Source organism: Bradyrhizobium campsiandrae (genome assembly GCF_014529705.1).
Lineage (GTDB): Bacteria > Pseudomonadota > Alphaproteobacteria > Rhizobiales > Xanthobacteraceae > Bradyrhizobium > Bradyrhizobium campsiandrae.
Map to the genome: position 1 here is coordinate 69,145 of NZ_JAANIH010000025.1, position 25,248 is coordinate 94,392.

25 protein-coding genes and 1 pseudogene are annotated in these 25,248 nt (G+C 62.7%); 20 read left to right on the forward strand and 6 right to left on the reverse strand.

The genetic code is table 11. From position 1 onward, the window contains the following. The first annotated feature begins 32 nt into the window (after window positions 1-32). Complete coding sequence (locus G8O24_RS19885; protein WP_188102212.1) at window positions 33-419, forward strand: hypothetical protein; 387 nt, start codon at window positions 33-35, stop codon at window positions 417-419. Between the two features lie 102 nt (window positions 420-521). After that, window positions 522-1,172 carry a 2OG-Fe(II) oxygenase family protein gene (locus tag G8O24_RS19890; RefSeq protein ID WP_188102213.1) on the forward strand — a complete coding sequence of 217 codons (651 nt, stop codon included), beginning with the start codon at window positions 522-524 and terminating at the stop codon, window positions 1,170-1,172. 12 nt (window positions 1,173-1,184) lie between these two features. On the opposite strand, the gene G8O24_RS19895 is transcribed toward G8O24_RS19890, so the two are convergent. Continuing rightward, on the reverse strand, window positions 1,185-3,854 hold the full coding sequence (locus G8O24_RS19895) for a spermine/spermidine synthase domain-containing protein (RefSeq protein WP_244645911.1): 2,670 nt from the start codon (window positions 3,852-3,854) through the stop codon (window positions 1,185-1,187). A 221-nt stretch (window positions 3,855-4,075) separates the two neighbouring features. Between G8O24_RS19895 and exbB the strand changes: the two genes are divergently transcribed. The 7 genes from exbB (at window position 4,076) to G8O24_RS19930 (ending at window position 10,831) form a co-directional block, all read left to right on the forward strand. Then, a complete protein-coding gene (exbB, locus tag G8O24_RS19900) occupies window positions 4,076-5,038 on the forward strand; it encodes a tonB-system energizer ExbB (RefSeq protein ID WP_188102215.1) in 963 nt (320 codons plus the stop codon). 5 nt (window positions 5,039-5,043) lie between these two features. Then, window positions 5,044-5,469 carry a biopolymer transporter ExbD gene (locus tag G8O24_RS19905; RefSeq protein WP_188102216.1) on the forward strand — a complete coding sequence of 142 codons (426 nt, stop codon included), beginning with the start codon at window positions 5,044-5,046 and terminating at the stop codon, window positions 5,467-5,469. Beyond that, window positions 5,466-6,251, forward strand: a complete 786-nt coding sequence (locus tag G8O24_RS19910; RefSeq protein WP_188102218.1) for an energy transducer TonB — start codon at window positions 5,466-5,468, stop codon at window positions 6,249-6,251. The genes G8O24_RS19905 and G8O24_RS19910 overlap by 4 nt, the downstream gene beginning before the upstream one ends. Window positions 6,252-6,325: 74 nt before the next feature. Then, the gene (locus G8O24_RS19915) at window positions 6,326-8,635 is read left to right on the forward strand and encodes a TonB-dependent receptor (RefSeq protein ID WP_188102220.1); all 2,310 of its coding nucleotides are present in this window, start codon (window positions 6,326-6,328) and stop codon (window positions 8,633-8,635) included. Window positions 8,636-8,778: 143 nt separating this feature from the next. After that, on the forward strand, window positions 8,779-9,195 hold the full coding sequence (locus tag G8O24_RS19920) for a type II secretion system protein (protein WP_188102222.1): 417 nt from the start codon (window positions 8,779-8,781) through the stop codon (window positions 9,193-9,195). Then, entirely contained in the window at window positions 9,192-9,914 is a 723-nt protein-coding gene (locus tag G8O24_RS19925; protein WP_188102224.1) for a PulJ/GspJ family protein, read from the forward strand. Before G8O24_RS19920 ends, G8O24_RS19925 begins: the two co-directional genes overlap by 4 nt. A gap of 209 nt (window positions 9,915-10,123) precedes the next feature. Next, entirely contained in the window at window positions 10,124-10,831 is a 708-nt protein-coding gene (locus G8O24_RS19930) for a type II secretion system minor pseudopilin (RefSeq protein ID WP_244645912.1), read from the forward strand. Between the two features lie 80 nt (window positions 10,832-10,911). On the opposite strand, the gene G8O24_RS19935 is transcribed toward G8O24_RS19930, so the two are convergent. The 5 genes from G8O24_RS19935 to gspD all read right to left on the reverse strand — a co-directional run bounded on the left by G8O24_RS19935 (window position 10,912) and on the right by gspD (window position 16,428). Next, window positions 10,912-11,460, reverse strand: coding sequence for a hypothetical protein (locus tag G8O24_RS19935; protein WP_188102228.1), 549 nt, complete (start codon window positions 11,458-11,460; stop codon window positions 10,912-10,914). A 286-nt stretch (window positions 11,461-11,746) separates the two neighbouring features. Next, window positions 11,747-12,394 carry a transglutaminase-like cysteine peptidase gene (locus tag G8O24_RS19940; protein WP_311972302.1) on the reverse strand — a complete coding sequence of 216 codons (648 nt, stop codon included), beginning with the start codon at window positions 12,392-12,394 and terminating at the stop codon, window positions 11,747-11,749. A 234-nt stretch (window positions 12,395-12,628) separates the two neighbouring features. Further along, entirely contained in the window at window positions 12,629-13,375 is a 747-nt protein-coding gene (locus G8O24_RS19945; protein WP_188102230.1) for a Hint domain-containing protein, read from the reverse strand. Window positions 13,376-13,583: 208 nt separating this feature from the next. Next, the gene (locus G8O24_RS19950) at window positions 13,584-14,081 is read right to left on the reverse strand and encodes a tetratricopeptide repeat protein (RefSeq protein ID WP_188102232.1); all 498 of its coding nucleotides are present in this window, start codon (window positions 14,079-14,081) and stop codon (window positions 13,584-13,586) included. A 28-nt stretch (window positions 14,082-14,109) separates the two neighbouring features. Further along, window positions 14,110-16,428, reverse strand: a complete 2,319-nt coding sequence (gene gspD / locus G8O24_RS19955) for a type II secretion system secretin GspD (RefSeq protein WP_188102234.1) — start codon at window positions 16,426-16,428, stop codon at window positions 14,110-14,112. Window positions 16,429-16,543: 115 nt separating this feature from the next. Here gspD and G8O24_RS45615 point away from each other — a divergent pair. The 11 genes and pseudogenes from G8O24_RS45615 to G8O24_RS20005 all read left to right on the forward strand — a co-directional run. Next, window positions 16,544-16,624: pseudogene (locus tag G8O24_RS45615) on the forward strand (H-X9-DG-CTERM domain-containing protein); the annotation flags it as partial. A gap of 139 nt (window positions 16,625-16,763) precedes the next feature. Beyond that, window positions 16,764-18,440 (forward strand): GspE/PulE family protein, encoded by a 1,677-nt coding sequence (locus G8O24_RS19960; protein ID WP_188102235.1) that lies wholly within the window; start codon window positions 16,764-16,766, stop codon window positions 18,438-18,440. A 4-nt stretch (window positions 18,441-18,444) separates the two neighbouring features. Beyond that, complete coding sequence (locus G8O24_RS19965) at window positions 18,445-19,656, forward strand: type II secretion system F family protein (protein WP_188102237.1); 1,212 nt, start codon at window positions 18,445-18,447, stop codon at window positions 19,654-19,656. Window positions 19,657-19,669: 13 nt separating this feature from the next. Next, a complete protein-coding gene (gene gspG, locus G8O24_RS19970) occupies window positions 19,670-20,134 on the forward strand; it encodes a type II secretion system major pseudopilin GspG (RefSeq protein ID WP_188102238.1) in 465 nt (154 codons plus the stop codon). Next, window positions 20,055-20,597: a prepilin-type N-terminal cleavage/methylation domain-containing protein gene (locus G8O24_RS19975; protein WP_188102240.1), complete on the forward strand. Its 543-nt coding sequence runs from the start codon at window positions 20,055-20,057 to the stop codon at window positions 20,595-20,597. The genes gspG and G8O24_RS19975 overlap by 80 nt, the downstream gene beginning before the upstream one ends. Then, entirely contained in the window at window positions 20,575-20,964 is a 390-nt protein-coding gene (locus G8O24_RS19980) for a PulJ/GspJ family protein (RefSeq protein ID WP_188102242.1), read from the forward strand. The genes G8O24_RS19975 and G8O24_RS19980 overlap by 23 nt, the downstream gene beginning before the upstream one ends. Continuing rightward, window positions 20,961-21,656, forward strand: a complete 696-nt coding sequence (locus G8O24_RS19985) for a general secretion pathway protein GspJ (protein WP_188102243.1) — start codon at window positions 20,961-20,963, stop codon at window positions 21,654-21,656. The genes G8O24_RS19980 and G8O24_RS19985 overlap by 4 nt, the downstream gene beginning before the upstream one ends. A gap of 4 nt (window positions 21,657-21,660) precedes the next feature. Next, window positions 21,661-22,590, forward strand: coding sequence for a type II secretion system minor pseudopilin (locus G8O24_RS19990; RefSeq protein WP_188102245.1), 930 nt, complete (start codon window positions 21,661-21,663; stop codon window positions 22,588-22,590). Continuing rightward, window positions 22,587-23,663 (forward strand): PilN domain-containing protein, encoded by a 1,077-nt coding sequence (locus G8O24_RS19995; RefSeq protein ID WP_188102247.1) that lies wholly within the window; start codon window positions 22,587-22,589, stop codon window positions 23,661-23,663. The genes G8O24_RS19990 and G8O24_RS19995 overlap by 4 nt, the downstream gene beginning before the upstream one ends. Beyond that, window positions 23,660-24,217, forward strand: a complete 558-nt coding sequence (gene gspM, locus G8O24_RS20000) for a type II secretion system protein GspM (protein WP_188102248.1) — start codon at window positions 23,660-23,662, stop codon at window positions 24,215-24,217. The genes G8O24_RS19995 and gspM overlap by 4 nt, the downstream gene beginning before the upstream one ends. A 92-nt stretch (window positions 24,218-24,309) precedes the next feature. Then, entirely contained in the window at window positions 24,310-25,071 is a 762-nt protein-coding gene (locus G8O24_RS20005) for a hypothetical protein (RefSeq protein WP_188102250.1), read from the forward strand. Window positions 25,072-25,248 lie beyond the last annotated feature (177 nt).

The window sequence follows — 25,248 nt, forward strand, 5'->3', positions numbered from 1 at the left end:
GGCCGCCTCGTTCTTGCTTCGAGAGAAGCATCTTGCACGACGGAGACAGGATCGTGAGCATTTTGGTAGCAGGGCGGGCTTTCGCGTTCGGGGCGATTGTCGTCCTGGCGCTTGCTGGCGGAACGCGTGCCGAGGAAGCGGCGGAAGAGCCGACCTCGGAGGATTGCGCGAAGGTGCTCGCACAGGCGCGGGAGATGACAAATGCCCTGTCCCCCAAGAGCCTTTCGCGTCATTTTGCAAACAGCCTTCTGTCGGACGCGCAAACCGAGGCGAACAATGGCGAGTTCGACGGATGCGTCGAATATGCCGAAAAGGCCATCGACGAGGTCGTCCACCGCAAGCATTGGCTTGCCCCCGGAGAAGTCTTCCGCGCCAGCACGGCCGAGGGCTACGTCGAATTGCGTGGAGACGACCAGTAGGATCGATTCTGTGGCGCTTCGTCATTGTAGCTTCATGATACTGCAAGAGTGTCGCCGCCGGCGCCTGCCGCTCCGGTGCAGCGCGAGAGTTGAGTGGACACGATGGACCAAGCGCTAGAACCTGCGGCCGAAGATCAGATCGAGCTGCTGTTTCCGATCCCGTTGATGCGGTCGCCCAACCTGCTGAGCCAGGAGCTGAGGGAAGCAGCCATTGGGGCGATCCGTGCGGACAAGGTCGAGACCAATTTGCGGTCCGAACAGCTTTTTCACACGACGATTGCCAACCCGCTCGACAGCAATCTCTTCCGGGAGATTGCGATGCTCGCCACGCCGAAATTGGTCGATTTCGGCTATATGCTGTTCGGCGAGCGCTTGAACTGGACGGTCAAGGAGATGTGGACCAACATGCTCGAGCCGGGCGGAAGCCAGGCCATGCATAGCCACGCGAACAGCTTCATATCGGGCGTATTCTATCTGACGCCCTCGCACCCCGGCTCGCGAACCGTCTTCATCCGTCCGCCCGGCGGCTTCGAATACAGCTTCCGGCATCATACCAGAAGCGCGGCAATGGGACCTTTCAACGCCGGCAAATACATGTTGCCCGAGGCGGATCCTGGCGACCTCGTGCTATTTCCAAGTTACCTGTATCACGAGGTGCCGCGAAACCAGGGCGATCAGCGCATTACCATCGCCTTCAATGCGATACCCGACCGGCTGGATTGTTGGGGCTACGAGATCAAGTTCTCGACCTGACCATCAGCAGCATCAGGGCGCCGGGGCGATCTGCCTGAGCATCTGCGCGGCTTCTTCGCGAGCGGGAGCGGCGGACACGATCGCTTCCAGCAAGCGGCGGGCTGCCGGCCGATCGGAAGCAGCCAGCGCCCGGGCCATGCTGAGGAGGGGTTGATAGGCTGGATCGAATTCCGGGCTCAATCTCAACGTCTCGATCAATCCGGGGGCGGCGGCTTCGATCAGGGCGCGGCCACGAGGCTCGCCGCGCAACGCAGCACCGGCCTCGATGAACCGGTTGCGTGCCTCCCAGTAGGATGCGAGCCGTCGCTGAAAGTCGCCCGAGCTTCTCGTGTCCAGCAACTCTTCGGGCTCCGTTCGGATCGATCGAATCGTTTCGAGGAGGAGCGACCAAGGGGGCGCGCTCAGGGCGCGTACGTTCCGCTCAGCGTCGAACGTCACGAAGGGAAAGTCGTCGGTGTTCATTGGCCCGGTGCCGGAAAAGCGCGACAGCGCACGCGGTCCGGCGAGATACTGGCCCAGCAGATCCAGTGGGCTCTGGAAGCCGAGCGGCCGTATGGCTGCAGCCACATCCGGCGTATCGAGGCGCGTCCTGAGTGCAGCGAGGTCGAGCGGTGCTGCATCACGCGGGCCGATCAGGGCCAGCATGGGCGTGCGGACGCTGTAATGGTTGAGCCACGCCGAGCCCTCCGGATAGACCGACAGGAAGCTCCTGATGATGGCACGAAGCGAGGGGGCATCGAGTTGATAGAGCGGCAGCCACTGGCAAAATATGCCTTGTGGGGCGAGCCGTTTCCTGATCGCTTCGAAATGCTCGCGCGTGTAGAGAGCGCCACTGCCATCGAGTGCCGGGTGAAAAAGATCGGCGATGATGACGTCATGGAGGGCGGTATCGGCGACGACATAACGTCGGGCATCCGCGACTGATATTCGCGCGCGTTGGAGGTCCTGCGGATCGACGAACCGGGGCATGAGATCGACCACTTCCTGCGACAGCTCGACGCCGTGAACCGATACAGACGGCAATTTCGTTCCGCCGATCAGCGTGGCACCCGTGCCCAGCCCCAGGAACAAGGCCTCTCTTGGGGCCGGATGCAGCAGCAGCGGCAACATCGCCTGGCGGTAATCCGAACGCATCGAACTGGTGCCACCCATGCGGAAGCGACCGTTGACTTCGAGGTATTTCGCGCCGGAGGCATCGTCCACGACGCTTGCGGTGGCCATCGGTCCTTCGCGCACGGCGAGAAGAGAGCCGCCAGCGGGGACCCGGATCATCGACGGCGCGGGTTTGGCAAGGAGCACACCTGCTGCCAGTGCGGGGGCTGCCCCCCACACGATTGCCGCGCGGCGCAGCGGCAGCAGCACGAGATAGGCAAGAGCGACGACGACAATCGCCAGCCAGGTCCCCAGTGAGGGTATCAGGATCTGTGCGGCAAGCAGCGGGGCAACGCACGCCCCCGCCGCGTTAATGCCGACGGCGTAGCCCAGCGTTCCGCGGTGATCGTGCGCGCGCTGAAGTAGCAGGCCGAAGGTCGCTCCCATCAAGGCGGAGGGAACGAGGAACAAAGCGAGCGCCACGGCGATCTCGCTTGCAAGTCCCTGGTCGGCCGCTGCTTCGGCAATGCCTGCGATCGCCGGGGCGAGCGCGGCGGTCGCAAGGATCGACAATGCCGTACCGGCGAGGAGCCAGCCCAAACTCGTATCCGAGGTCTTGCTTCCCGCGCGCTGCCAGGCGAGGCCACCGAGCGCAACGCCGAGCAGGTAGGCAGCGAGCAGTCCAGCGAATGTATAGATCGTGTCTTGCAGCACCTGTGCGGCGAGGCGCACCACCAACATTTCGAAGGCGATGCCGAGCAGGCCGGTCGCGAACAATGTCACGGTCAATCGGATCGGCACGGCGCCGCCGCGTGCGCGCTCTCCGTCAACGGTCGGGCCGGGGTCCAGTCGATATGCAGCGAAGGCGCAGGCTGCATTCACTGCCGCCAGTAAGATCTGCGTGCCGGCCAAGCCGACCGCCGGCAGGATCACGAAGGCCGAGACAAGTGCTCCCGCTACGGCCCCGGCCGTATTGGCACCATATACGCCCGCACTGATCCGCTGGTTGCTCCAGGCATTGCTGACGATCCGTTCGATTGCCGTGAGTGTGCCGCCCATCGCAATAGTCGCGGGGGCAAGGATCAGCATCGGCAAGGCAAAGCTCGCGCCCCAGAGCACCGGAAGCGCCGGCTCCGTTCCGATCAACGGCGCCAACAAGCGGCCCGCGCCGGGCAACAGCCAAATGCAAAGAATGCCCCAGATGCCGATGACCGCCTCGAGCACGGCATAGATGCGCCAGGGAGATCTCGCCCGGCGGATCGGCCCATCAAGCAGGAATGCGCCAAGCGCAAGGCCGGCAAAGAAACCGGACACGGCGCCCAGCACGGCCATCATTTCCGTTCCAAGGACCAGAGCGAGCTGACGTGTCCAGACGATTTCGTAGCCGAGGCCGGCAAAGCCCGATGCCGTCACGATCGGAATGAGGATTAGGCGCTGTCGACGGGAGATCGGGCGCGGCGCGATCACGGCGCCCGCCAGCGAGATCGTGGCGTGATCGAGGTCCGCCGCAGTCGTGGAAGCCCGGTCCGCATTCATGTGAAGTCCTCGTGCAACCGGTCGACAGACCACGCTTTTGAATGAAGCCACCATCCATCGGTGCATCCCGATGAATTGGGATCGAGGTCTCGGCCAACGTTCCCGCGAAAGCAACGTCATATTTGACGAACTGTGACGCTGGTTTGACACGGCATAACAACAGAGGGGGCGGCGATATCATAACTGTTGTGACGTGTGAGATGTTGTCACAATTCGTTCTTCGTGTCGCTCTATGCAGTAAGAGCATTTTCGATAGTCGTCATACTCGAAAGCGCATGGATATCGAGGAAAAAGTGCTGATCGCCGACACCGGATACGTCAAGTCTCGTCATTCAGGTCGCTATCATCTCGCGGCAATGATGCTGCTGCTCACCACCGTAATGACTGTGGCAAGTGGGGCCGGGGCACATTCCGCCGGGAGCGATGGGGGCGATCGGCTTGCGGTCAGCGACTCGATGTCCCCTGACACCCCCGCGTCGCCAAAAGTTGCCGACGAATGGCCCACCAAAACGAATTCGTCATCCCCATCGCCGACGAGTGAGCTCTCGATCTCCGCCCTGTTGGGGCGAGCCGATTTTGTCGTCCAGCTCGTGATGGGGCTGCTCGTCCTGGCCTCTGTCGCCTGCTGGACCATTTTCCTGACCAAGCTCTTCGAGCTGTCGCGCGCGAGGCGGCGTTTGGCGGCCGCACTCGAGGCTCTGATGCGGCTTCGTTTGCTTGGAGACTGCCGTGCGCCCCAGATCGCCCAAGGCGCGGTCGGCAGGTCACGCGTTATTGCCCGCCTGATCGACGCCGCCAACAGTGAGCGAGAGCTGTCCGAGGGGCTGATCATGGACGGGAGCATCGTCGATCGCTACGCGCTCCGAGCAGCCGAAATTATACGCGACGATGCACGGCGGATTGCAGCCGGCGCAGCTCTTCTCGCGACGATCGGCGCCACGGCGCCCTTCATCGGCCTGTTCGGAACCGTATGGGGCATCATGAACAGCTTCGTCGGCATCGCGCGAGCCCAGACAACCAATCTTGCGGTCGTTGCGCCTGGTATCGCCGAGGCCCTGCTGGCGACGGCCATGGGGTTGGTCGCGGCCATCCCCGCAGTCATTTTCTACAACCTCGTCGCGCGATCGACCAAGGCCTATGGCGAGGAGGCGAGCGAGGGATCGGGCGCGGTCGTACGCTTGCTCTCGCGCGAGCTGTCGCAGCCCGCGCAGTGCTTTCCCGCCCGCGCAGCCGAGTAAGCGCCATGGCCATCCAGATGGGGCAGAGCGGGCCGGGCGATCTGCCGGAGATCAGCGAGATCAATGTCACGCCATTCATCGACGTGATGCTGGTTCTGCTCATCATCTTCATGGTCGCTGCCCCGCTCTCGACGATTGATCTCCCCGTCGATCTGCCGACATTGTCGGGGGCCGCGCAGCACAAGCCGGACAAGCCGACTTACGTATCGATCAACGCCGGGGCTGGGATTGCCGTCGGGGAACAGATCGTCCCGCGTGATCAGCTTCTCCAGAAGCTCAATGTTGCCGACGCCAACAAGGAGCGGCCGATTTTCGTGCGGGCCGATCGCACGGTCCACTACGGCGATCTCATGCAGGTGCTCGAAGTGCTGCGCAGCGGCGGCTACACGAAGGTGAAGCTGGTCGCGCTCGAGGGCGAGGCCAAGCCATGAGTTCGCTGATGCCGCAAGATCCTGCGCTTGGCCGACGCGACGCCGCATGGGCCCAATGGCTCGTTGCTTGCGGTGTAGCGCTTGCGCTGCACGCTGGTGTTGCCGCGATGCTGCTGCGACATGGCGACAGTCCTGCCGGCGAGGAGAGCCGCGGCGCCATGGCGCTGGAGGTCGGTATCGAGAGCGCCGCGCCGAGCTTCGACGGCGCCGCCGCCGCTGAGGCGTCCGGCGCTTCGGCCGCGACTGCTTCCGAAGAGGCTGTTCCGGCAAACGAAGAGGCGCCTCCGCCTCCCGTGACTACGACAAGGCAAGTCGCGGATGCCGACCAGCAGGCTGATATGCTGCCAGTCCCGGTTGAACAGCCGCACGAAAAGCAGGAGATCGTCACGCCTGCGAGCGCCGCTGCTTTGCAGAGTGTCGCGGCCCCGAGCCGCGAGGCGGAGCGCGAGAGCACCCAGTCGATCGCGACGTCGATCGGCAGCAGTGCGAGTGCGCAGCGCGCGCAATTGGCCTGGCGCCGCGGGCTGGTGGCGCATATCGAGCGTCAGAAGCGCGCGATGGCCAACGCAACACGTGCTGCCGATGTCGTCGTCAGATTCACGATCGACCACCGGGGACGTCTGCTGGCGCTCGATATTGCCAAGGGCTCGGGCGATGCCCGCTACGATCAGGCTGCGCTGGACATCGTTCGGCGAGCGGATCCGATGCCGCCACCGCCGCCTGATTTGCCCGAGCAAAATCTCAATTTTCGAATTCCGATCAGCTTCCGCGCCGGCGGCTGACGGGATCCAGCATCAAGAGTGACGACGGTGGCCCGATCGCCATCATCGAGTAGCATCGTGCGTTGGAGAGCCGAATGACATGGGGTTACGTGAGACTTGCGGCGGGGGCGGTCTTCGCGTCCTGCACGGTTTGGACCGCCGGTGCCCTGGCCGCTTCGGACGCGGACGACCTACCGACAATTACTGTCGTCTCCAAGAAGAAAAAGCCGGCGCAGGCACATCAGGTCCGTCGGCCAGTGCAGGCAGCACCGGCGGCTGCCGCCCAACCGTCCACGGGCGTCGCTTCATCGAGCGCAGCCGTCGCTGATGGCAGCGGCGCCGCCGAAGTGGGATCAGGTGGAAAGCCACCATCCGGAATGGCCAGCGAGATGCATGTCAGCGGAGAGAAGCTCAATCAGCGCCCGGCGACCCGCCCCGGCGAAGTGCTCGAAGCCGTGCCCGGCCTTATCGTCACGCAGCACAGCGGCGAGGGCAAAGCCAACCAGTATTTTCTGAGGGGCTATAATCTCGACCACGGCACTGACATGGCGATCTACGTCGATGACGTGCCCGTCAACATGCGGACCCATGGGCATGGACAGGGCTATTCCGATCTCAACTGGCTGATGCCGGAAACGATCAACTCGCTCGATATCCGCAAGGGACCGTACTTCGCCGACGAGGGCGACTTCGCCTCGGTCGGCAATCTGCATATCGGCTTGGTCGACCGCACCGAGCGCAGCACGGCATCCGTCACGGTCGGCAGTTTCGGCTATCGTCGCCTGTTCGGCATGGGATCGAGCAAAGTCGGCGACGGCACGCTCCTGGTGGCGGGCGAGGGCGGCACCTATAACGGCCCCTGGGACAATCCGGACGACGTGCGCAAGCTGAACACCTTGGTGCGCTACACCCAGGGCACTGCGACCGACGGCTTCTCCGTGACCGGCATGGCTTACGCCAACAAATGGAATTCAACCGACCAGGTTCCTGCACGCGCCTTTGACACTGGCGTCCTCTCGCGCTGGGGTGCGATCGACCCAACCGACGGCGGAAACACCAATCGTTTCGCGCTTTCGAGCCGTATCGCCGGGACCGACGAGCTCGGGGCTTGGAAGGCCAATGCCTATTTGGTCAAGAGCTCGCTCGATCTCTACAACGATTTCACCTACTATCTGAGCGATCCGGTTCTCGGCGACCAGTTCCATCAACATGACGGGCGCTTGGTGTTGGGCGGAGCCGCCTCTCGCAGCTTTCTCGGCAGCATCGGCGGCCTTCCGACCGAAACCGTGGTCGGGGTTCAAGCGCGCTACGACGATATCGATGTGACTCTGACCAACACCTACCGCCGAAGCTTCGTCTCGAACGTCCGCAGCGACAAGGTCGGTGAATCGAGTGTCAGCATCTATGCCGAAAATACGGTGCATTGGGCTAGCTGGCTGCGAACGACGCTGGGATGGCGCGGCGACTATTACGACGCCTCGGTCAATTCGTTGTTCAATGCCAATAATTCCGGGCGCGCCAATGAGGCGATCGGTAGCCCGAAATTTCGCGCAGTGTTCGGACCGTTTCATCAGACCGAGTTCTTCGTCGGCCTTGGCATGGGGATGCATAGCAACGATGCCCGTGGCGCAACGACCACGGAATCGCCGACGGATCCGTCGACCCGCCTCGATCCATCGCCATTCCTGGTGCGCACCAAGGGCGCGGAGGTCGGCGTGCGCACCAAGATCGTGCCGGGCCTCACGTCGACCGTCAGCCTGTTCATGCTCGACCAGGCCTCGGAGATTCTCTTCAGTGGTGATGCCGGCGATACGGCGGCGAGCCGGGCCAGCCGGCGCTATGGCGTCGAGTTCACCAACGATTATCGCCCGTTCAGCTGGCTGGCCTTCGATGCCGACCTGGCCGTCACGCATGCTCGTTTCGTCGGCTACGACGGCGACCAGGCCGCCCTCTATGCATCGCTTGCCGGATATCCGGAAGCGCAACTGGGCAATGCGCCGGGCAATTTCATCCCCAATGCGCCGGCGGTCGTTGCATCGGTCGGTGTGGATCTTGGCGAAAAGACCGGATGGTTCGGTGGGCTGCGCTGGCGCTATCTTGGTTCGGTGCCGCTGACGGAGGACGATGCATGGCGCTCGTTGCCGGTTAGCATTGTCAACGGGCGTATTGGCTATCGCACAGCGGAAGGCTGGCGCATTCAGCTCGACGCGCTGAATTTGTTCAACGCCAAGACCAATCAGATCTCCTACGGTTACGGGTCGCTCCTGAAGACTGACGCGCTTTACGCTCTCTGCCAATCCGGAAGCCCGCCGCCGGCGGCGGTATGCCAAAACGGGGTCATGGATGCCGTCGTGCATCCCGTGGAGCCGCTCGCGGTCCGGCTCACGATCGCTGGCAGCTTCTGAGACCATACCGTTTCGCACGGATGTCATGATTTCGGTCAATATAGTACTAAATGGTAGCCCCCAGCGGATTTGGAGCTCGGCGGTCGGCGGACCATCCGCGCGAACCTGCAATCGGCACCGGCAGCGCCTTTCGGAGATATGCAGTGCTGCGGATCTACCAGCGCACGACGTTACGGCGCGGCGCCGGCTTCATTCTCATCGAGCAATTGGTCGCCATCACCATCATTGCCGTTACACTCGCAGCTATCGGAGCTCTCGTCAGCGCCACGACACGGGGTGCAGGTCGGATCGAGCGACAGGTTGCACTGCTTCAGGCGTCAAATAGCCTGTTGTCGACTGTGATGCCGCCGCGTGACGGCTCGGTCGCTCCGAGCCTCAGCGGCGTGTCCTGGGGGCATCGGTGGCGCATGATTCTGGGCGCGGCGCAGGCAGACCCTGCTTTGGTATTGCGCCAGAATGGCCGCTGGGTACCTATGCGGGTCGAGCTTTTGGTTCAGGCCCCTTCGGGTCCCCTGTTACGCCTTCAGACGATGCGGCTGCAACGGATCCGCAGTCAATGAAGGCGGGCAATGCAGCTGCACGTGGCGGGAATGCCGGATTTGCGCTCATCGAGGCAATCGCCGCAATCGTCTTGCTGGGGGTGATCCTGTCATCACTGGCGATCATTACCTCGCAATGGTTGCCCGCCTGGAGAAAGACCTACGATCGGACCCAGCATAGCGAAGCTCTTGCAATTGCCCTCGATCGCGTTGCCGATGACATTGCTGCCGCTCAATTCATTCGCGTTGGTGGGGATTTGCGATCCGTGATGTTCGAGGGTTCTGAGCGCTCAGTCGTTCTCGTTCGAAGTGCGATCGGCCCAAACTCGGAACGCGGCCTCGAAACGGTGCGTATCGGCGAGGCGACCGATCGACGGGGCGCGATGGTCGCGAGGTCCCGCGTAGCATTCGTTCCCGGCGTCATGGAGGTGGATCCGGACGCAGGCCGTGTCGCGTTGCTGCGCCATCCGTATTGGCTGAGTTTCAGCTTTGCCGGCGAGGATCTCATCTGGCGGCCGGCGTGGCAGAACGAAGAGAGTTTGCCGGCTATGGTACAGGTCGTGGTGCGGGACGCGAGCGGTCGTCAAGGCTTGGCCCGCGTCGTCTCTGTCCGTGCGCAAAGGCCGGCCCCTGAGAATTGCGCTGAAAATGGATGCCGACCCGATCAGACGTCGGACTCCAGTCAAGCGGATGGCGAGCCGCTGACGCGTGAGCAAATCACCGCGGGGCTGTCACGATGATGTGCCGGGGTCCCGGATCGCATTGTCGTGACAGGTCCAACCGGGGTTTTGCAACGGTGCCGGCATTGGTGCTCCTGAGCATCCTGGCAGCGCTCGCAGGTGTCGCAGCTGCCTATGTGTCATCCTCGGCCGCATCGGTCGGATTCGATAACGAGCGCATTCACGCGCGCGCGCTGATCCTTGCGGGGGTCGAGCTTGCAGCTTACGATTTGCTGTCGAGCGCGAGGGGGGAGCGGGCGCCGAGAAGCTCGATTTCGTTCAGGCTGGACAATGCCTCCGTGACGATCACTTCTGCGGCGGAGGCGACGCGGATCGACCTCAACTTCGCGCCGCCCGCGGTGTTTGCAAATCTGTTCCAAGAGCTCGGCTCGAATTCTGAAGACGCCACCGCCTATGCCGACCGATTGGTGGGATGGCGATCCTCGCTCAAGGAGCGCGTGCCGGATCGCGAAATGGCGATCTACCGTGATGCCGGCTTGTCCTACGGACCCAAGGGAAGTTCATTTTCGAGCGAAGATGAACTCTGGTCGATTCCCGGGCTTCCGGCCGCGCTGATCGAAAAAGCGCTTCAGTTCGTAACGGTGTACAGCGGTCGGCGCCAAGTGGATGTTTTCGGCGCGGCACCCGAGGTCATCGCCGCGTTGCCGGGCGTGGAGCCGGTGCAGGCGGCCGCATTCGTGGCCCGCCGAGAAAGTCTGCCGCATGTTCCGTCTGCCGTCATCGATCTCCTGGGATCTGCAAGCGGCATGATCTCGATCTACTCGGACGACAATTTTCGGCTCAATTGTCAGGTGTTACTGGACAATGGCTGGCGGACCTCCGCCGAGGTCGTGATCCAGCTCGAGGATGGCGACGAACCCTACAGGGTGCTGAGCTGGCGCGAGATCGAACCGAACGCCGCGCCCGCCGAGAGATGATAAGATCACAGTTTCTGACTAGGCAAAGCCGGGGACTTGCAAGATCGTCCCCGGACTTTAATTCTACAGGCCGATTGCAGTCAGGCGGCGATCCGGGAGCCCTGCCTGGCAATGCGCCTGCCGCCGAAAACGGCCAGTCCCGCAAATCCGACGATCATCATCGCCCAAGTTGAAATCTCGGGTACGGCCGTGATGGTCCCACTCAGGATCGGATCACCGGGAGCGAACAGGGGAGCAGAGGTCGGATCCGAATAGTAGTTACCGAGGAACTGGCTGTTCGCAATATAATAGGTGTAACCGCCGCCGTTCGCGACGGAGTAGATGTTGATCGAATACCCTCCCGCGCCGAACAGGATTCCGTCGTTCGATACGAACGGGCCGGCCGGGCTGAACAGGTTGTCGCTGGTGAAATAGGCGTTGGGCTGATTGAGCAGACCTGTGATCGTCGCGTTCAGGAGGCCGGACAATTGGCCTGTGATCGAGGTGACTTGGTTGCCGCTCGTGGTAATTTCACCCGCGATATCATAATTCTGACTATGAATGGTGAAGTCGTAGATTGATGCATCCGCTGGTGCGGTCGAAGCAAATGCCAGAGCGATGCCGGCTGCAATTATGTAGAAAGATTTCATGGGATTGGCCTTCCGAGTGCAATCCGTTATCCGGTCACGAGAATCCGGTGGTTCACCACATGGTAGCATATCGACGTTATATGTTAAATGATATCTTTCTGAAGATTGTATAAGCGGCTCGCCGTTGCAACGAGGCGGGGCGTTGCCTGGCAGCGGGGACTCTGATCTCACGGACGTCGCTCTCGATCGTCGGGCTTGTGCGATTTGCGACAGGATGTCGTAACGGCGCGCAACAGGATGGCCCGGCGCAGGGGCCAGCGCGAGCCGCTTAGGGTTGGACGTCGTGCTAGCGGACGGTGATGGGACGATTGGGGCTGAACGTCACCCACACATTCGGGTCGTACGTGCTTTGACGGATCAGGTAATGGTAGTTCGTCTCGTCAGCGAACAGAATTTCCGGGGTCTGGTTGTCGAGAATGAACTCGCCATGGTCGGTCCGGACAGTCAGGACGGCGTGGTGGCCCTTCGCGGCCGTCTTTTCCTCGACAGTCGTGACCAGCAGGGCGCTCAGCGGCCAGCCCGCCTCAGCCAACATTCGCCGCTTCAACAGGACGATATCTTCGCAATCACCGCGGTCGAGCGGGTAGGTCCAGCGCTCGGGCTTTCCGTAGAGCTCTTCGTCGCTGGTCCATTTGACCCGAATATTGACCAAGCCGTTGATCGCGTAGAGCTGCTGGAGCAATTCCGGGGTCAGCGTGACGTCCCGGGGAGGGGCGCCGTCGGAGCGGCACTCCCCGGGATTTTCGGTGCAGAATTGCTGCCACCCGTTTGGGGCCTTGGCGACAGCGCCGAGGGCGGCAAAGACGGCGGGACGGGCCAGGAATGCGTGGGCCGGCCAGGAAATCAGTAACAGGAGCCCGCACGCGAAATAACGCAAGACGCGGCCGATCCCGGCATTCCGGTAAGGTTTGCGATCTCTGACGTCGGCGGCCACGGCACTCGCTCCCCAGCTTTATTGCAGCTGGGGAGTGTTGGCACCGAAAATTCGAGATTCCGCTAAGCCATCGGCTCAATTTGATGGAATTGCGTTTACGTCTGGAGCCCGGCGTCATGGTGGCGCGGGGCGCCTAAAGCGCGATGAGATGAGGATGAATCGTCACCGTGCTTCAGGTTACTGTTTGAGCATGGTCTTTTCGGCAAAGCGCTTCGCACTTTGCCGGATCTTGCTCTAGGAGGGTTGGCGCATCAGCCGCTCGCGAATAACATCGAGCTTCTGAGGTCCAAACAGCGGGGCCACAACCCGGCGGGATCGCGACCACAGCACTCCGCCGAGGCTCTTGCAGACGACCGGAGCGCAGTAGGGTTCAGTCTGGATCCGGCGGCCCTCGATATCCGTGGCGACGGCAGGATGGCGGAGCAGCGTTTCGACGGGGGCGCCGGCGGCGAGAACGACATCATGACTCGCCAGCTTGACGTGGAAATATTCCAGCCTATCGGTCTGCTCCGCAGTCTCCAGCAGGATGGTGGTGCCGTTCACGAGTTCGCCAGCCGGAACGAGGAGGCCGTCGATGAAGATCGCATGTCCCTGCGAGACCAGGAGGTCTTCGTAAGGCACGTTCGGAGCCAGCGCCGATTGCTTGATGCGCACCGGCCGCATCTGCTTGCTCCAGGCTTCGCCGGCGCGCTTCTGGCCCAACCAGCTGCCGACCCAGGCGACGGGGCGGAAAGCTCCGCTCGCCGTCAGGAGCTGATCGCCGACCGCGATGGTCTCGACGCTGAGCTCGCCGCGAGCCGAGCTGAGCTTCGTTCCCCGCAGGAAGCACGGCGGACGGGGGGCGGCTTTCGCCGCGGTTGCCGTCAGAACTGTTGCGCCGATTGCGATAAGCGCCTTCGCCTGTCCGGCCAGCATCTGCCGCCGGGTGGTCGTCGATTTCCGTTCAGTGGGCGTGACTTGTCGTCCGGACTCGTCAATCATCTTCATGTCCTCGCTAGAAACGAGCGGCCAATATCAATCTCAACCTGGTACCATTGTGTCGGTCGAGCGTGGCGTTATCATGAAGTTACTATATCTATAACATTAAGAGTTGGCAATTTTAGTTGGGCGCGTGCCGCCAGGTGCACTACGTCCGCAGTTTCCGCTCAAAATGCTGCTAAAGCCGCGGAGATCCCGACCCCGCACCGGTTCAGAACGGAGAATCGGACGGCCAGCGTAACGCATGCCACTGACCCGCCTCGATCTGACCGCGGCTCATCTTCGAGGCGACCGCATTCCGCAGTCTGGCGTAGTTCTCGCGCAGCGGTTTCGGTGCGCGCGCGGCCGCAAGGTTGAGCCATTTATAGGCGGCGACGTCATCGGCCGGGACGCCCTGACCCTTGTCGTAGGCAAGCCCGAGGAGATATTGCGCCGTTGTGTTGCCCTGTTCGGCCGAGAGCCGGTACCAGTAGGCCGCGGCATCATAGGACTGTGGAAGGCCCTGGCCGGTCGCATACATGAAGCCCACCAAGCCTTGCGCCCGCGCATTGCCGCGCTCGGCCGCCGGCAGCAGGAGCTGTGCGGCCCGATTGTAGTCGCCACGGTTGAACGCCGCGTTGCCCGCCCCAAGCGGCTCCGCTTTTGCTGCGGGCGCCGCATCCGAGAGCAGCGTTATGGCGAGAAGGGCGCAGCTGACGAGCTTGTTCATGCGATCAACACGCGCCTTTCTTCCCTGATCAGCGGATGCTGGGGGCCGGGCCCCGGGGCGATCCGGACGCCTCGATCGTGCCGCGAAGCTTTGTCCGCAGCTCCTCGGCCACGAAATGCGCGTCGACACCGTCCCGAATGATCTGCGGGCGAATGAAGATGATCAATTCAGTGCGTTTGACGGTCTTTTCGGTTTGCGACAAGACGTCGCCAAGTCCCGGAATCTGGTCAAGGCCCGGAATGCCGGATCGTGTCCGGTTCTGGGTGTCGCTGATCAGGCCGGCCAGCAGGACGGTTTGTCCGCTTGCAACCGCGATCGAGCTTCGAACTTTGCGCGTCGATACGGTCGGCGTCAGCGAGTTCGTCGACGTCGAGGAGGATGTCCCCGACGTCGAGTTGTTGACGGGATTGCTGATCTCCTGCTCGACGTCCAGGCGGACATTGCCGTTGGCATTCACGCGCGGGACCACGCGCAGAATGATGCCGGTGCTGCGGTAATCGGTCGTGTTGGCAATCGTGTTGCTGCCGGTCAGCACCGTGGCACTGCCGGTCTGGATCGGAATCTCGTCACCGACCTGCAGTGTCGCGACCTGGTTGTCGATCACGACGAGCGAAGGATTCGAGAGGACCTTGACGTCGGTGATGGCATGCAGCGCATTGAGGATTCCCCTCGGGGTGGTGGCCGAGCCGACGAGGAAGTTGAAGCCGGGAATGGCGCGGTTGAGCAAGACGTTGCCGGCGGCGTTCACGGCGGCCGTCGCGCCGGCATAGCCGAACGAGCCGACGTCCGGCTTCAGCCCGACGTCCTTGCTCATGATGTAGGATTGGACACCGTATTGCAGATCGTCTGTCAGCGTGACCTCGGCGATCGTCGCGTCGATCGCCACTTGCAGCTGCGGCTGGTCGACCTGGCGGACGGTTTGTTCGATGATCGCGTATTGTTCCTGGCTGGCATAGATCAGCAGCGAGTTGTTGACGGAGTCAGCCGTGATCCGCACGCCGTCGAGAACGCCGGCCGGCCCGCCGCCAGATCCTGACTTGCCCCCGCTCGAACTCGCGCCGGCATTGTCGAACAGTCCGCCGCCCTGGCCACCATAATTTCCCGCGCTGGCTGACTGCGCCGTGCCGCCGGCCAAGGAGCTGCCCGCGGATTGAGAGCCGGCGCCCCCGGAGCCGAGCGAAGACTGGCCGGTTGGCGAGGCGGACAGGCGGCTGAGGGCCGAGCCGCCGCTCGAACTGGCCGAAGAACCGGAGCCTGGGGCGATCTGGCCCGCTGAACTGTCGAGCCCGGACGCCGTCGAACCGCCGCCGCTGCCGCCGCTAAAGATATCGTTCAACACGCGAGCGATCTGTCGTGCCTCGCCGAACTTGACGCGATAGACGTGGACTGCCGAGCGCCCCGTATTGGTGGTGTCGAGGCGGCGGATCCATGTCTCGACGCGCCGAAGCACCTCTGGTTTGCGTGTGACGGCGAGAACGGCGTTCATCCGTGCGATCGCCTGAAATTTGATGACGTTTTGCGATACCCCGCCGTCGCCGCTATCGACGATCTTCTCCAATTCGGCAATGATCGGGCCGGGATTGCTGTTCTGCACCGGGAATATCCCGACCGACTGCCCTTTCATCCAGTCCGCGTCGAAACTGAGCACGAGGTCGACCGCGTTGCGGCGCTCGCTCCCAGTGCCCTGGACGACGACCAAATTGCGTCCGGTGTCGGCCCGCACCATTCCGGGTTTGGTGCCGAAGCCGTCCACCAGCTTGATGACCGTTTGCGCCGACACATATTGAAGCGGAACGACGGAAATCCCGTAGCCTGCTGCCATGCGGTCCGGGTCATCCGCTGCTCCGGCGCCGACGGCGTCGGCCTGTGGTACTAGTCGATAACCCGTATCATCACGTATCAGCGCGATACCGCCCACGCGCAGCGCGTTCTCCAGCGCAAAGACGACGTCAGTCTTCGGGATTGGCCGTCCCGACGACAGGCTGATCGTGCCCTGCACGCGCGGATCGATCACGTAGCCAACGCCCAGGATGTCGCCGAGGACGACCTTTGCAATGGAGGTGACAGGCGAATTCTCGAAGTTGAGCTCGAAGGTCTCGGCGCTCGATTGCCCTGTCGATCGCTCCGATTGCGAAGTTCGGCGCTCTGCGTCGTTTTCGAGCGACTCTGCAGGATAGATGGTCGACTTGGCTTTCGGACCTGTCTGCAGCGTGGTCTGCTGAATTTGACTTGGTGTGCGCGGCAGCAGGTCGATCGACCGAACCTTCTCGAAAGCGTCAGGATCCTTGTGGTCGCCTTCGAGGACCGTTGCAACGGTGTTGCATGACGCCAGCAAGGCGCATTGCATCAACAAGCCGATCCACCGTACTGCTCGGCCCACTGTCCGCCTCACTCATTTACCGCCTGTCATCCACCCTCGCGAGAGGGCGGAGAGGCCAATTGGCCGCCCTGTTTAGCGGCCCTGTATGACAGCAATGTGTGATGGCTCCGTCCGATATCTCACCCAATCATCGGACGGCGATGCCCGGCCATGCAATGTGTGATGGTCGCGCAGCTATTACCTTGCGAGCTGCCTTTATAATCGCGCATATCATCCCCCGGCTTGATATGTCACATTCATGATATGGAAGTTGCGATAGACGATCGGTCCGCGGCTTCCAGAGCCACTTTTGGTACACGTCAATGGTAGCTCCGACTGCGTCCGATTTCGTCGCTCACTTCCGCGCCAAGCTGGCGCTGAAGGCCGAGCCTGTCCCGTCGGGCGGCGCCGGCAACGAGAACGGTTTGCGCAAATTGTGGGAGGCCAGTGATCTCTCGGCTACGGAATTTGCCGACGAGCTAGCCCGTTTCTTCAGGCTGCCGCGACTTGCGTTCAAGGATATGATCGCGGCCGAACCCAAAGTTCAGCAGTTCTCGCGACGCTTTCTGCGCGAGATGGCGATCTTTCCTTGCCAGATCAATGGCGGCCCCGCCGTTGCCGTTGCCGATCCGAGCGACCGCGCCACGGTTCAGGCCGCGACGATCGTGCTCGGTGCGCCACCAGCGATCTACGTCGCCTCGTTCGAAGACGTCGCTGCCGCGCTCGATCAGCGGCTTGGCGAGGAGCAGGTGGCAGACGCCGCCGTCATCGCCGAGAGCTCCGGCGGGCGCCAGGACGACGATATCGACAATCTCCGTGACCTCGCGAGCGGTGCTCCGGTGGTTCGGGCTGTCAATGATGTCTTCGAGACCGCGGTGGAACTGCGGGCAAGCGACATCCACATCGAGCCGACCCGCTCGGGGTGGGCGGTGCGAATGCGGATCGATGGTCTCCTGCGCAACATTCCGACGCCCGGCGGCGTTCCGCCGCAGGCCGTGATCTCGCGGATCAAGATCCTGGCGGGCCTCAACATTGCGGAGCGGCGGCTGCCTCAGGACGGCGCCGCGCGCGTACGGGCCGCGCGTTCGGAAATCGACATGCGCATTGCGATCATGCCGACCCAGCACGGAGAGTCCGCCGTCATTCGCCTGCTTCCGAAGGATCGCGGTCTCCTGTCGATCGAGAAGCTCGGTTTCCTCAGCAAGGACGAAGGTCGGCTCCGCCGAATGCTGGCTCTCCCGCACGGCATGATCATCGTGACCGGTCCGACCGGCAGCGGCAAGACGACGACCCTGGCGACGGTGTTGTCGCTTCTCAACGAACCGACGCGCAAGATATTGACCATCGAAGATCCCGTCGAATACGAGATTGCCGGGATCAGCCAATCCCAGGCCAAGCCATCGATTGGCTTGACCTTCGCCACGGCACTTCGTGCGTTCGTTCGGCAAGACCCTGATGTGATCATGGTCGGCGAGGTGCGTGACGCCGAGACGGCGCATGTGGCAATCCATGCCGCGCTGACTGGCCATCTCGTTCTCACGACCCTCCATACCGAGACTGCGGCGGCAGCGGTGCCGCGGCTGCTGGATCTCGGCGTCGAGGCGTTCCTGCTTCGCTCCACGCTGCGGGCCGTCATCGCGCAGCGACTGGTCCGTCAACTATGCGACCGCTGCAAGACGAGCCGGCCTCTGACGGCGGATGATCTCGAGGCTGACCCCAGATATGCGGCCGTGGGCTTGGCGCTCGGCGACACGGTTTTTTCTCCCGGAGGATGCGAACGCTGCGGCGGCACCGGCTATCGCGGACGCTGCGGCGTGTTCGAGGTGCTCGAGATCAACGACGAGGTGCGGCGTCTGATCGATTCCGATTCCGACTGGTCGTCGATCGATGAAGCGGCGGTTCGCAACGGCATGACGACCATGATCCAGGATGGTCTTGCGAAGTGTCTCTCCGGCATGACCTCGGCGGCCGAGATCCTGCGCGTGACAAGCGTCAGGTGACACCATGCCCAATTTCCGCTATCGCGCGTTGACTCAGAACGGAGAGATCGTCTCGGGATCTATATCCGCGACCGATATCGCGGAAGTCACCCAGCGTATCGAATATCTCGGGCTGGTCGCGATCGATACGGAAGTCGATAGCGGTTCGACCGGCTGGTCGTTCTCGCTCCCGTCATTGTCGAGTCCCCGCCCCGAAGACGTGACGGTGTTCACGCGCGATCTGGCGCTGCTGCTCAGGGCCGGCGCCCGTCTCAACGATGCGCTCGAATTGCTTTCCAACGACATGGATGTCGGGCGATTGCGTCCGGTGATACTCAAGATCAAGACGGCAATCCTGTCGGGGGAAAGCTTTGCGGAAGCGCTCGAGCGGACCCCGGCGCTGTTTTCCTCGATGTATGTGGCCCTTGTCCGGGTCGGGGAGATGTCGGGCACGCTGGACCATATTCTCGAGACGCTCGGCAGCGAGCGGACCCGCGCCGAGGCATTGCGGCGAAAAGTGACCGACGCACTCCAATACCCGGCCTTCGTGCTGGTCGCCGCCGGGGGCGTGTTGATCTTTTTCGTGACGTTCGTTTTGCCGCAGTTTTCGGCGGTTCTGCGCGACTTCAACGCCAAGACCGATCCTGTCATCGAGATATTCCTGGCACTGTCGGATTTGCTTCGTGGTCACGGGGCGGAGATCAGTTTGCTCGCGTCTGCACTCGCCATTGGTGGGTACATGGCATGGCGGCGACCGGCGTTCCGCGCTGAGGTGATCACGCAGCTCGGCCGCCTGCCGATCGTCTCGGCGGTCATCGAGTTCCACCGCACGACGCTGTTCTGCCGCAACCTCGGCATTCTGCTCGGCAGCGGCGTGACCTTGACGTCAACATTGCGGATATTGACCGATATCATGTCCGTCACAGGACGCACCGACGTCTGGACGACGATGGCCGACCGCGTCCGGCACGGGGGCAAGCTCTCCGAAGCCCTGAACGCCTCCGCCGTACTCCCTGCCGTCGCGGTTCGCATGCTCCGTCTTGGCGAGGAGACGGGACAGTTGCCGACCTTGGCAGCACGCGTCGCGGAATTCTACGAGGCCAAGTTGCAGCGGCAGCTCGATCGAATAGTGGGGATCATCGGGCCTGCCGCGATCGTCACGATCAGCATCGTCGTCGGCGGCTTGATCGTCTCGGTCATGACCGCGCTGCTCTCGGTAACGCAAGTCGTGGGTTGAAGGGAGACACATCATGGTTTTGAGAACGATCGAGCGGAAGCGCAGGCTTCCTCATGGTGTAAGCAGAGGACAGGATGGCTTTACGCTCGTTGAGATGCTGGTCGTCATCACGATCATCGGGATGATCATGGCGCTGGTCGGGCCCCGTGTGCTCAACTACCTCGGTGAGTCCCGCGTGAAGGCGGCGAAGATCCAGCTGCAGAGCTTCTCCAGCGCGCTCGATCTGTTTTATCTCGACGCAGGTCGATTTCCCACCGCCTCTGAGGGGCTTGCCGCGCTGGTTCGTCCCGTGAGCGGTGTGGCTGCCTGGAACGGTCCCTATCTGAAGGGAGGCCAGGTCCCGAACGACCCATGGGGGAATTCCTATGCCTACAAACAACCAGGTGAGAAGGCGCCCTATGAAATTCGTTCGTTGGGTTCGGACGGACAAGAGGGGGGCACGGGTACGGCAGCCGATCTGGTCTCCGGGCAGAATTAAGGACGCCGAGGCAGGGTTTACCCTGCTGGAGATGACCTGTGTGCTGGCGATCATCGCGCTGCTGGCAGCGGTATCGTTGCCGCGCCTTCCGACTGCAACATCGCGTCCGCGGCTCGAGGCGTACGCGATCGAGGTCGCAACGCTGCTCAAGGCGGATCGCAATGCGGCGTATGGTCGGCACGGCCCCGTTGAGACCATCATCGACGCGCCCGCCCGAACCGTTATGTCCGGTGCGAGCGGGCGGGTGGTCAGGGTGCCCGATGACGTCGTGTTCGATGCACTCTTGCCGCAGCGCTGCAATGGACGGCAGGCGCTTGGTAACATCATGTTTCTACCCAGCGGCATGTCGTGTGGCGGCGTGATCAGGCTGACACGATTTGGCAGCGGGTTCGACGTGCGCGTGAACTGGTTGACGGGGGGCGTGGAGATTGTTGTTCGGGATGGCGCGCAAGCAGAACAGTGAGAGCGGGTTCACGATGATCGAGGCCGTGATCGCGCTGGCGGTGGTAGCCATCGTGCTAGCTGCGATCGGGTCCCTGGTCGCCAGCAATGCGCGCGGCGTTCAGTTCGTCGACGATCATGTTGCGCTGATGCAGACGGCGCGCTTGATCGCGTCCGGCATTCCGCGCAATGGCGAGCGTTTTCCCAAAGACACGACCGGCGAAGTGGACGGTTATCGCTGGCAGATGCGGATCTCGCCGTTCCTGATCGGCAATGGAGCTGCGGGCGCGCAGTTCAGCCCGGAACGTATCGAGCTGCGGGTCCGGTCACCTGCCGGAACGACCGTCTTGCTCGAAACGGTGCGCCTGCAAAACCGGAGTGAGCCGTGAAGAGATGTATCGAGCCACGACGGTGGGGCGAGGCCGGGTTCACCGTGTTTGAGGCGCTGCTCGCAATCGCGCTGATGGCTCTGATCCTGGGAGCGCTGGCGAGCGTGACGGCGCAATGGCTGCCGGCCTGGAATCGCGGCCTGGCCCGCAGTCAAGGCAGCGAGCAACTCGCAATCGCGCTCGATCGCTTGATCTCCGACCTCGCCGCGGCGGAGTTCGTGACGCCAAACCAATCAGACCCCTTACCGTTGTTCCTCGGGGACGAGCAGTCGGTGATCTTCGTGCGCTCGGCGCTCGGTCCGAACAATCGAGCGGGGATGGAGATCGTCAAGATCGCCGTGACGACGGATAGCCGCGGCCGAGCCCTCGTTAGGACCCGGGGGCCTTTTGTGCCGTTTCCGGCCGGAGAGCAAGGCCTTGGCTCGATCCGATTGGCAGATCCGGTTGTACTGCTTCGCGAGCCCTTCCGCGTCGACTTCGCTTATGCCGATCCTCGCGGGGGCTGGCAACGGAATTGGCTTGGATCGGTCGTGTTGCCGACGTCGGTTCGGATCAACGTGCGACAAGCCGAGCGCGGAATCGTGCTTTCGACCGCAACGCGTGTTCACGCCGAATTGGCCGCACCGCGACCGGAGGCCGTCAGGGACACGCTGCCCGGAGAAGCCCAGGCGCAATCCGCCAGAGGAGGGTAACCAGATGGCCGGCACCTCGGCGGCACGTTTGCACTCGCAGCGCGATCGGCGCGGCTTCATCATGGTCGCTGCGCTGTGGCTGCTTGCAGGGCTTGCGGCGCTCGCTGCCGTTGCCTCGCTCTACATTGCGCAGTCTGCCGCTGCAGTGACGTCCGTTGCTGGGGCGGTCGAGCTCGAGATGCTCTCAACGGCCGGTGTGGAACTCGCGGCCTACGAATTGTCCAGCAACAAGCTGGCCAGACGTCCAACACATGGTGGCTTCAGCTTCAGGTTGGCGAACTCGAATATTGCCGTCGAGTACATGTCCGAAGCCGCTCGCATCAATCTCAATATGGCTCCGCGATCTATGATCGCTGGCCTGTTTGCCGCCCTCGGTGCGTCGTCTGAGGACGCCGTCGTGTTCGCCAACCGGGTGGCGAGCTGGCGCAGCCCCTCCGCGGAAAGCCCGAGCTCCGAGGACGGCGCTTATCGCTCCGCAGGATTGACCTACGTGCCGCGGCATGGACCATTCAATAATGTCGACGAGCTCCTGCTTGTCGCGGGATTGCCGATCGAACTGGTCGAGCGCGCCTTGCCGTTCTTCACGGTATACAGCGGTATGGCGGACATCAACGTGATCGACGCCGCGCCAGAGGTCGTCGCGGCGCTGCCGGGCATGTCAGCGTTGCGGCTCACTTCCTTCCTAGATCAGCGGGCATCGCTGCCGCCGGATGATCCGGTCGCGGTGCTGGCCGCTCTTGGCGGAAGCCAGCCGGGCGCCACTGTGGCGGGAAGCACGGCCTACCGGGTGCGCATGCGGATCACGCTTCCAGACGGACGGCAGAGCCGCCCCGAGGGCGTTTTCCAGCTGCTCGGAACCGGTGATTCAGCGGCGTATCGGGTTTTTACTTGGCGGGATGATATCGATCCGATCTCGGGGATTGCGCGGCGATGAGCATGATCAGTCGGTTCACCGCGGCACTTTCGTTCTGGATGGACATTGTCGCCGAGGCCCTGAGCGCGCCGTTCGCAAATCTGAGTTCGAGCAAGCGACGCATCACCGTGATCGAGGATGTGGATGGCATTTTCACCATGCGGGTTGCCTCTACCTCGCGAGACGGGGAGGGGGCTCTTGCCGCGCGACTCGTCGCCTTTGTCGACGGAGCACTGGAGGGGACGCTGACGCCCGACTGGGCGGCCGCAGTGCGGGGCAGTTCGGTCGAACTGGAGCTGCAACCTGATCGCTTCGTGTTCCGGCCGCTCGAATTACCGGGCAAGGCGGCCGAGTTTCTGGACGGCATCATTCGCTCGCAGATTGATCGCCTGACGCCGTGGAACGCTACGGATGCACTCTTTCACTGGACTGAACCGAAGAACGTCGATGGCGAGCGCATCGGGACAACAGTCGTCGCCACAGGGCGGGCAGCAACGGCGTCTTTCGTGCGGGCGTTTTCGGAGCTGGGAGCGGCGGCCGTCAATGTCTCGACCATGACGCCCGAGCAAGGCCGAGCCACCGTGTTTCGGTACCGGAGCAGGGAGCGGACGACGTCGAGCCGGCTGCGTCCGGCGTTGGCCGGAGGCCTTATTGCAACAGCGTTCTTGGCGATGCTGTCAATCGGCGTCGGCGGCTACGTCGCGGAGCATTATGAGACCATGCAACAGCAGATCCAGCGGCGGATCGGGGAGAGGCGGGCCATTCTACGGGGGAGTCAGGCGGGGCTGGGCAGCTCTCCCCTGGACTTGCTTATCCGACGCAAGCAGACCACGCCGTCGAGCGTGATGGTGATCGAGGCCTTGTCCGCGACACTGCCTCAGCACACCTACGCCACCGAAATCAGGATCGAAGGCGACAAACTGCAAATCGTCGGGCTGACGCGAGATGCGCCTTCGCTTATCCAGATATTGGAGCAATCGCCTTATTTTTCAGGAGCCGGCTTCTTCGCACCGACAACTCACGCCGCCAGCGAGACTGGCGAACGCTTCCATATCGAAGTGAAACTGAAGCCGTATTTTGGGTTGGGCACATGATCAGCTTGCAACGTTTCCAGGCGTTTCTTACGCGCGCGCCGCTGATCGCGGTCGCAGCCTATTTCGGGCTCATTGTCGTTTTCCTGGCGATGACGATCGGCCAAATCGTCGAAATCACGAGGCAGCGCGACGAATTGGCTGCGGCTTCGGAAATACTGGAACGCATGGAAGTCCGCGATCCCGTCAGAACATCGACCGTCCGCCCCGCTGCGACGGCGCCTGCCGGGTCGCCATTTCTTGAAGGAGCCAGCGCGTCGGTAGCCAGTGCATCTCTGTTGCAGCGGCTGGCGGTTGCCACGAAGCGTGTGAACGGCAATACCAATTCCTCCCAGGTCGATCTCCAGGGACCGCTGTCGAAAGCTGGATTCATCTCGGCGACCTCGAGTTTGGAAATCGAGCCGAACCAGCTTCAGGCGCTCCTCTACGATCTTGAAGCAGGAATGCCGTTCTTGTTCATCGACCAATTGGTAGTGCAGGCCCCGTCCACGTCGAGCCCCGGAGGAAAGCTGCGTGTTCTGCTAGGTGTGTCCGGGCAAAGGCAGCCTCCGAAATGATGTGCTCGGCTTGTTCACGTGAGCTGGTTTCCGCTTCGCTCCCAAGCGCTCTGGTGATATCTCGATCCTTCAAGAGAGGGTGGCGGTTGGTCATGTCGGTGCGCATGCAGATGTTGGTTGTCGTGGTCCTGGTTTCTGGCGACATCCAGGCTCAGGCTGCGAACGCACCGATCGCGGCGCCAACACAAAACGAAACTGCGCGAGACGATCTCTTCGAGACCAGGCAGGTCAATCCTCCCGTCGCCAAGCCGAATTCGGTCCCGCCCATAGCGGCCACGGGCGGTGAACTTGTGCCCGGTGCCAATCCATTGTGGGCGATACCGATCGCACGGCTTACTGCGACCAGGGAGCAGCCCCTCTTCGCACCAACGCGGCGTCCTGCTCCGGTCGTGCAGGTTGCAGCGCCCCCGCCACCGCCGCCGGCTCCGCTGAAGCCGCCTGAACCAGAAACGCCGCAGCTCACCCTGCTCGGCACCGTCGCCGGATCGGGCGGACGGATCGGATTGTTCATCGATTCCGTGAGTAAGGCCGTTGTGCGCTTGAAATACGGTGAGAACCACAACGGCTGGACCCTGCGCGATGTCCGCCCGCGTCAGGTCGAGTTGGCCAAGAACCTCGACAGTGCCGTACTGGATCTGGCTACGCCCGAGGCGACTGCAGCGCCGGCCCGCGTTCCCCGGACAACGACCTTCGCCGCGGCGCCGCCAAGCAGCGCACCGACGACGACAGGGGGATTGCCGACGCCAACACCGATCGGCGCCCCCGGCATGCCGCCGCTGACTTACAAGCCGCCGCCGGCGTTGGTCAATCCGTTTCCGCAGCCCGTCCTGCGACGGCAGGACGAGCGCCCTTAGACCACAGGTGACGGGATATCGTCCTCAACCCCAGGCTGAAATCACACGGGCGGTGTATCAATCCGTGGAGAGTTCCGTGTGTCTGGACGAATGGGGACTGCCCCGTGCCGCTTGCATGATGAAAAACGACGCACCTGGTTGTAATAAGCGAATTAAATCGGACACGACGTATAGACT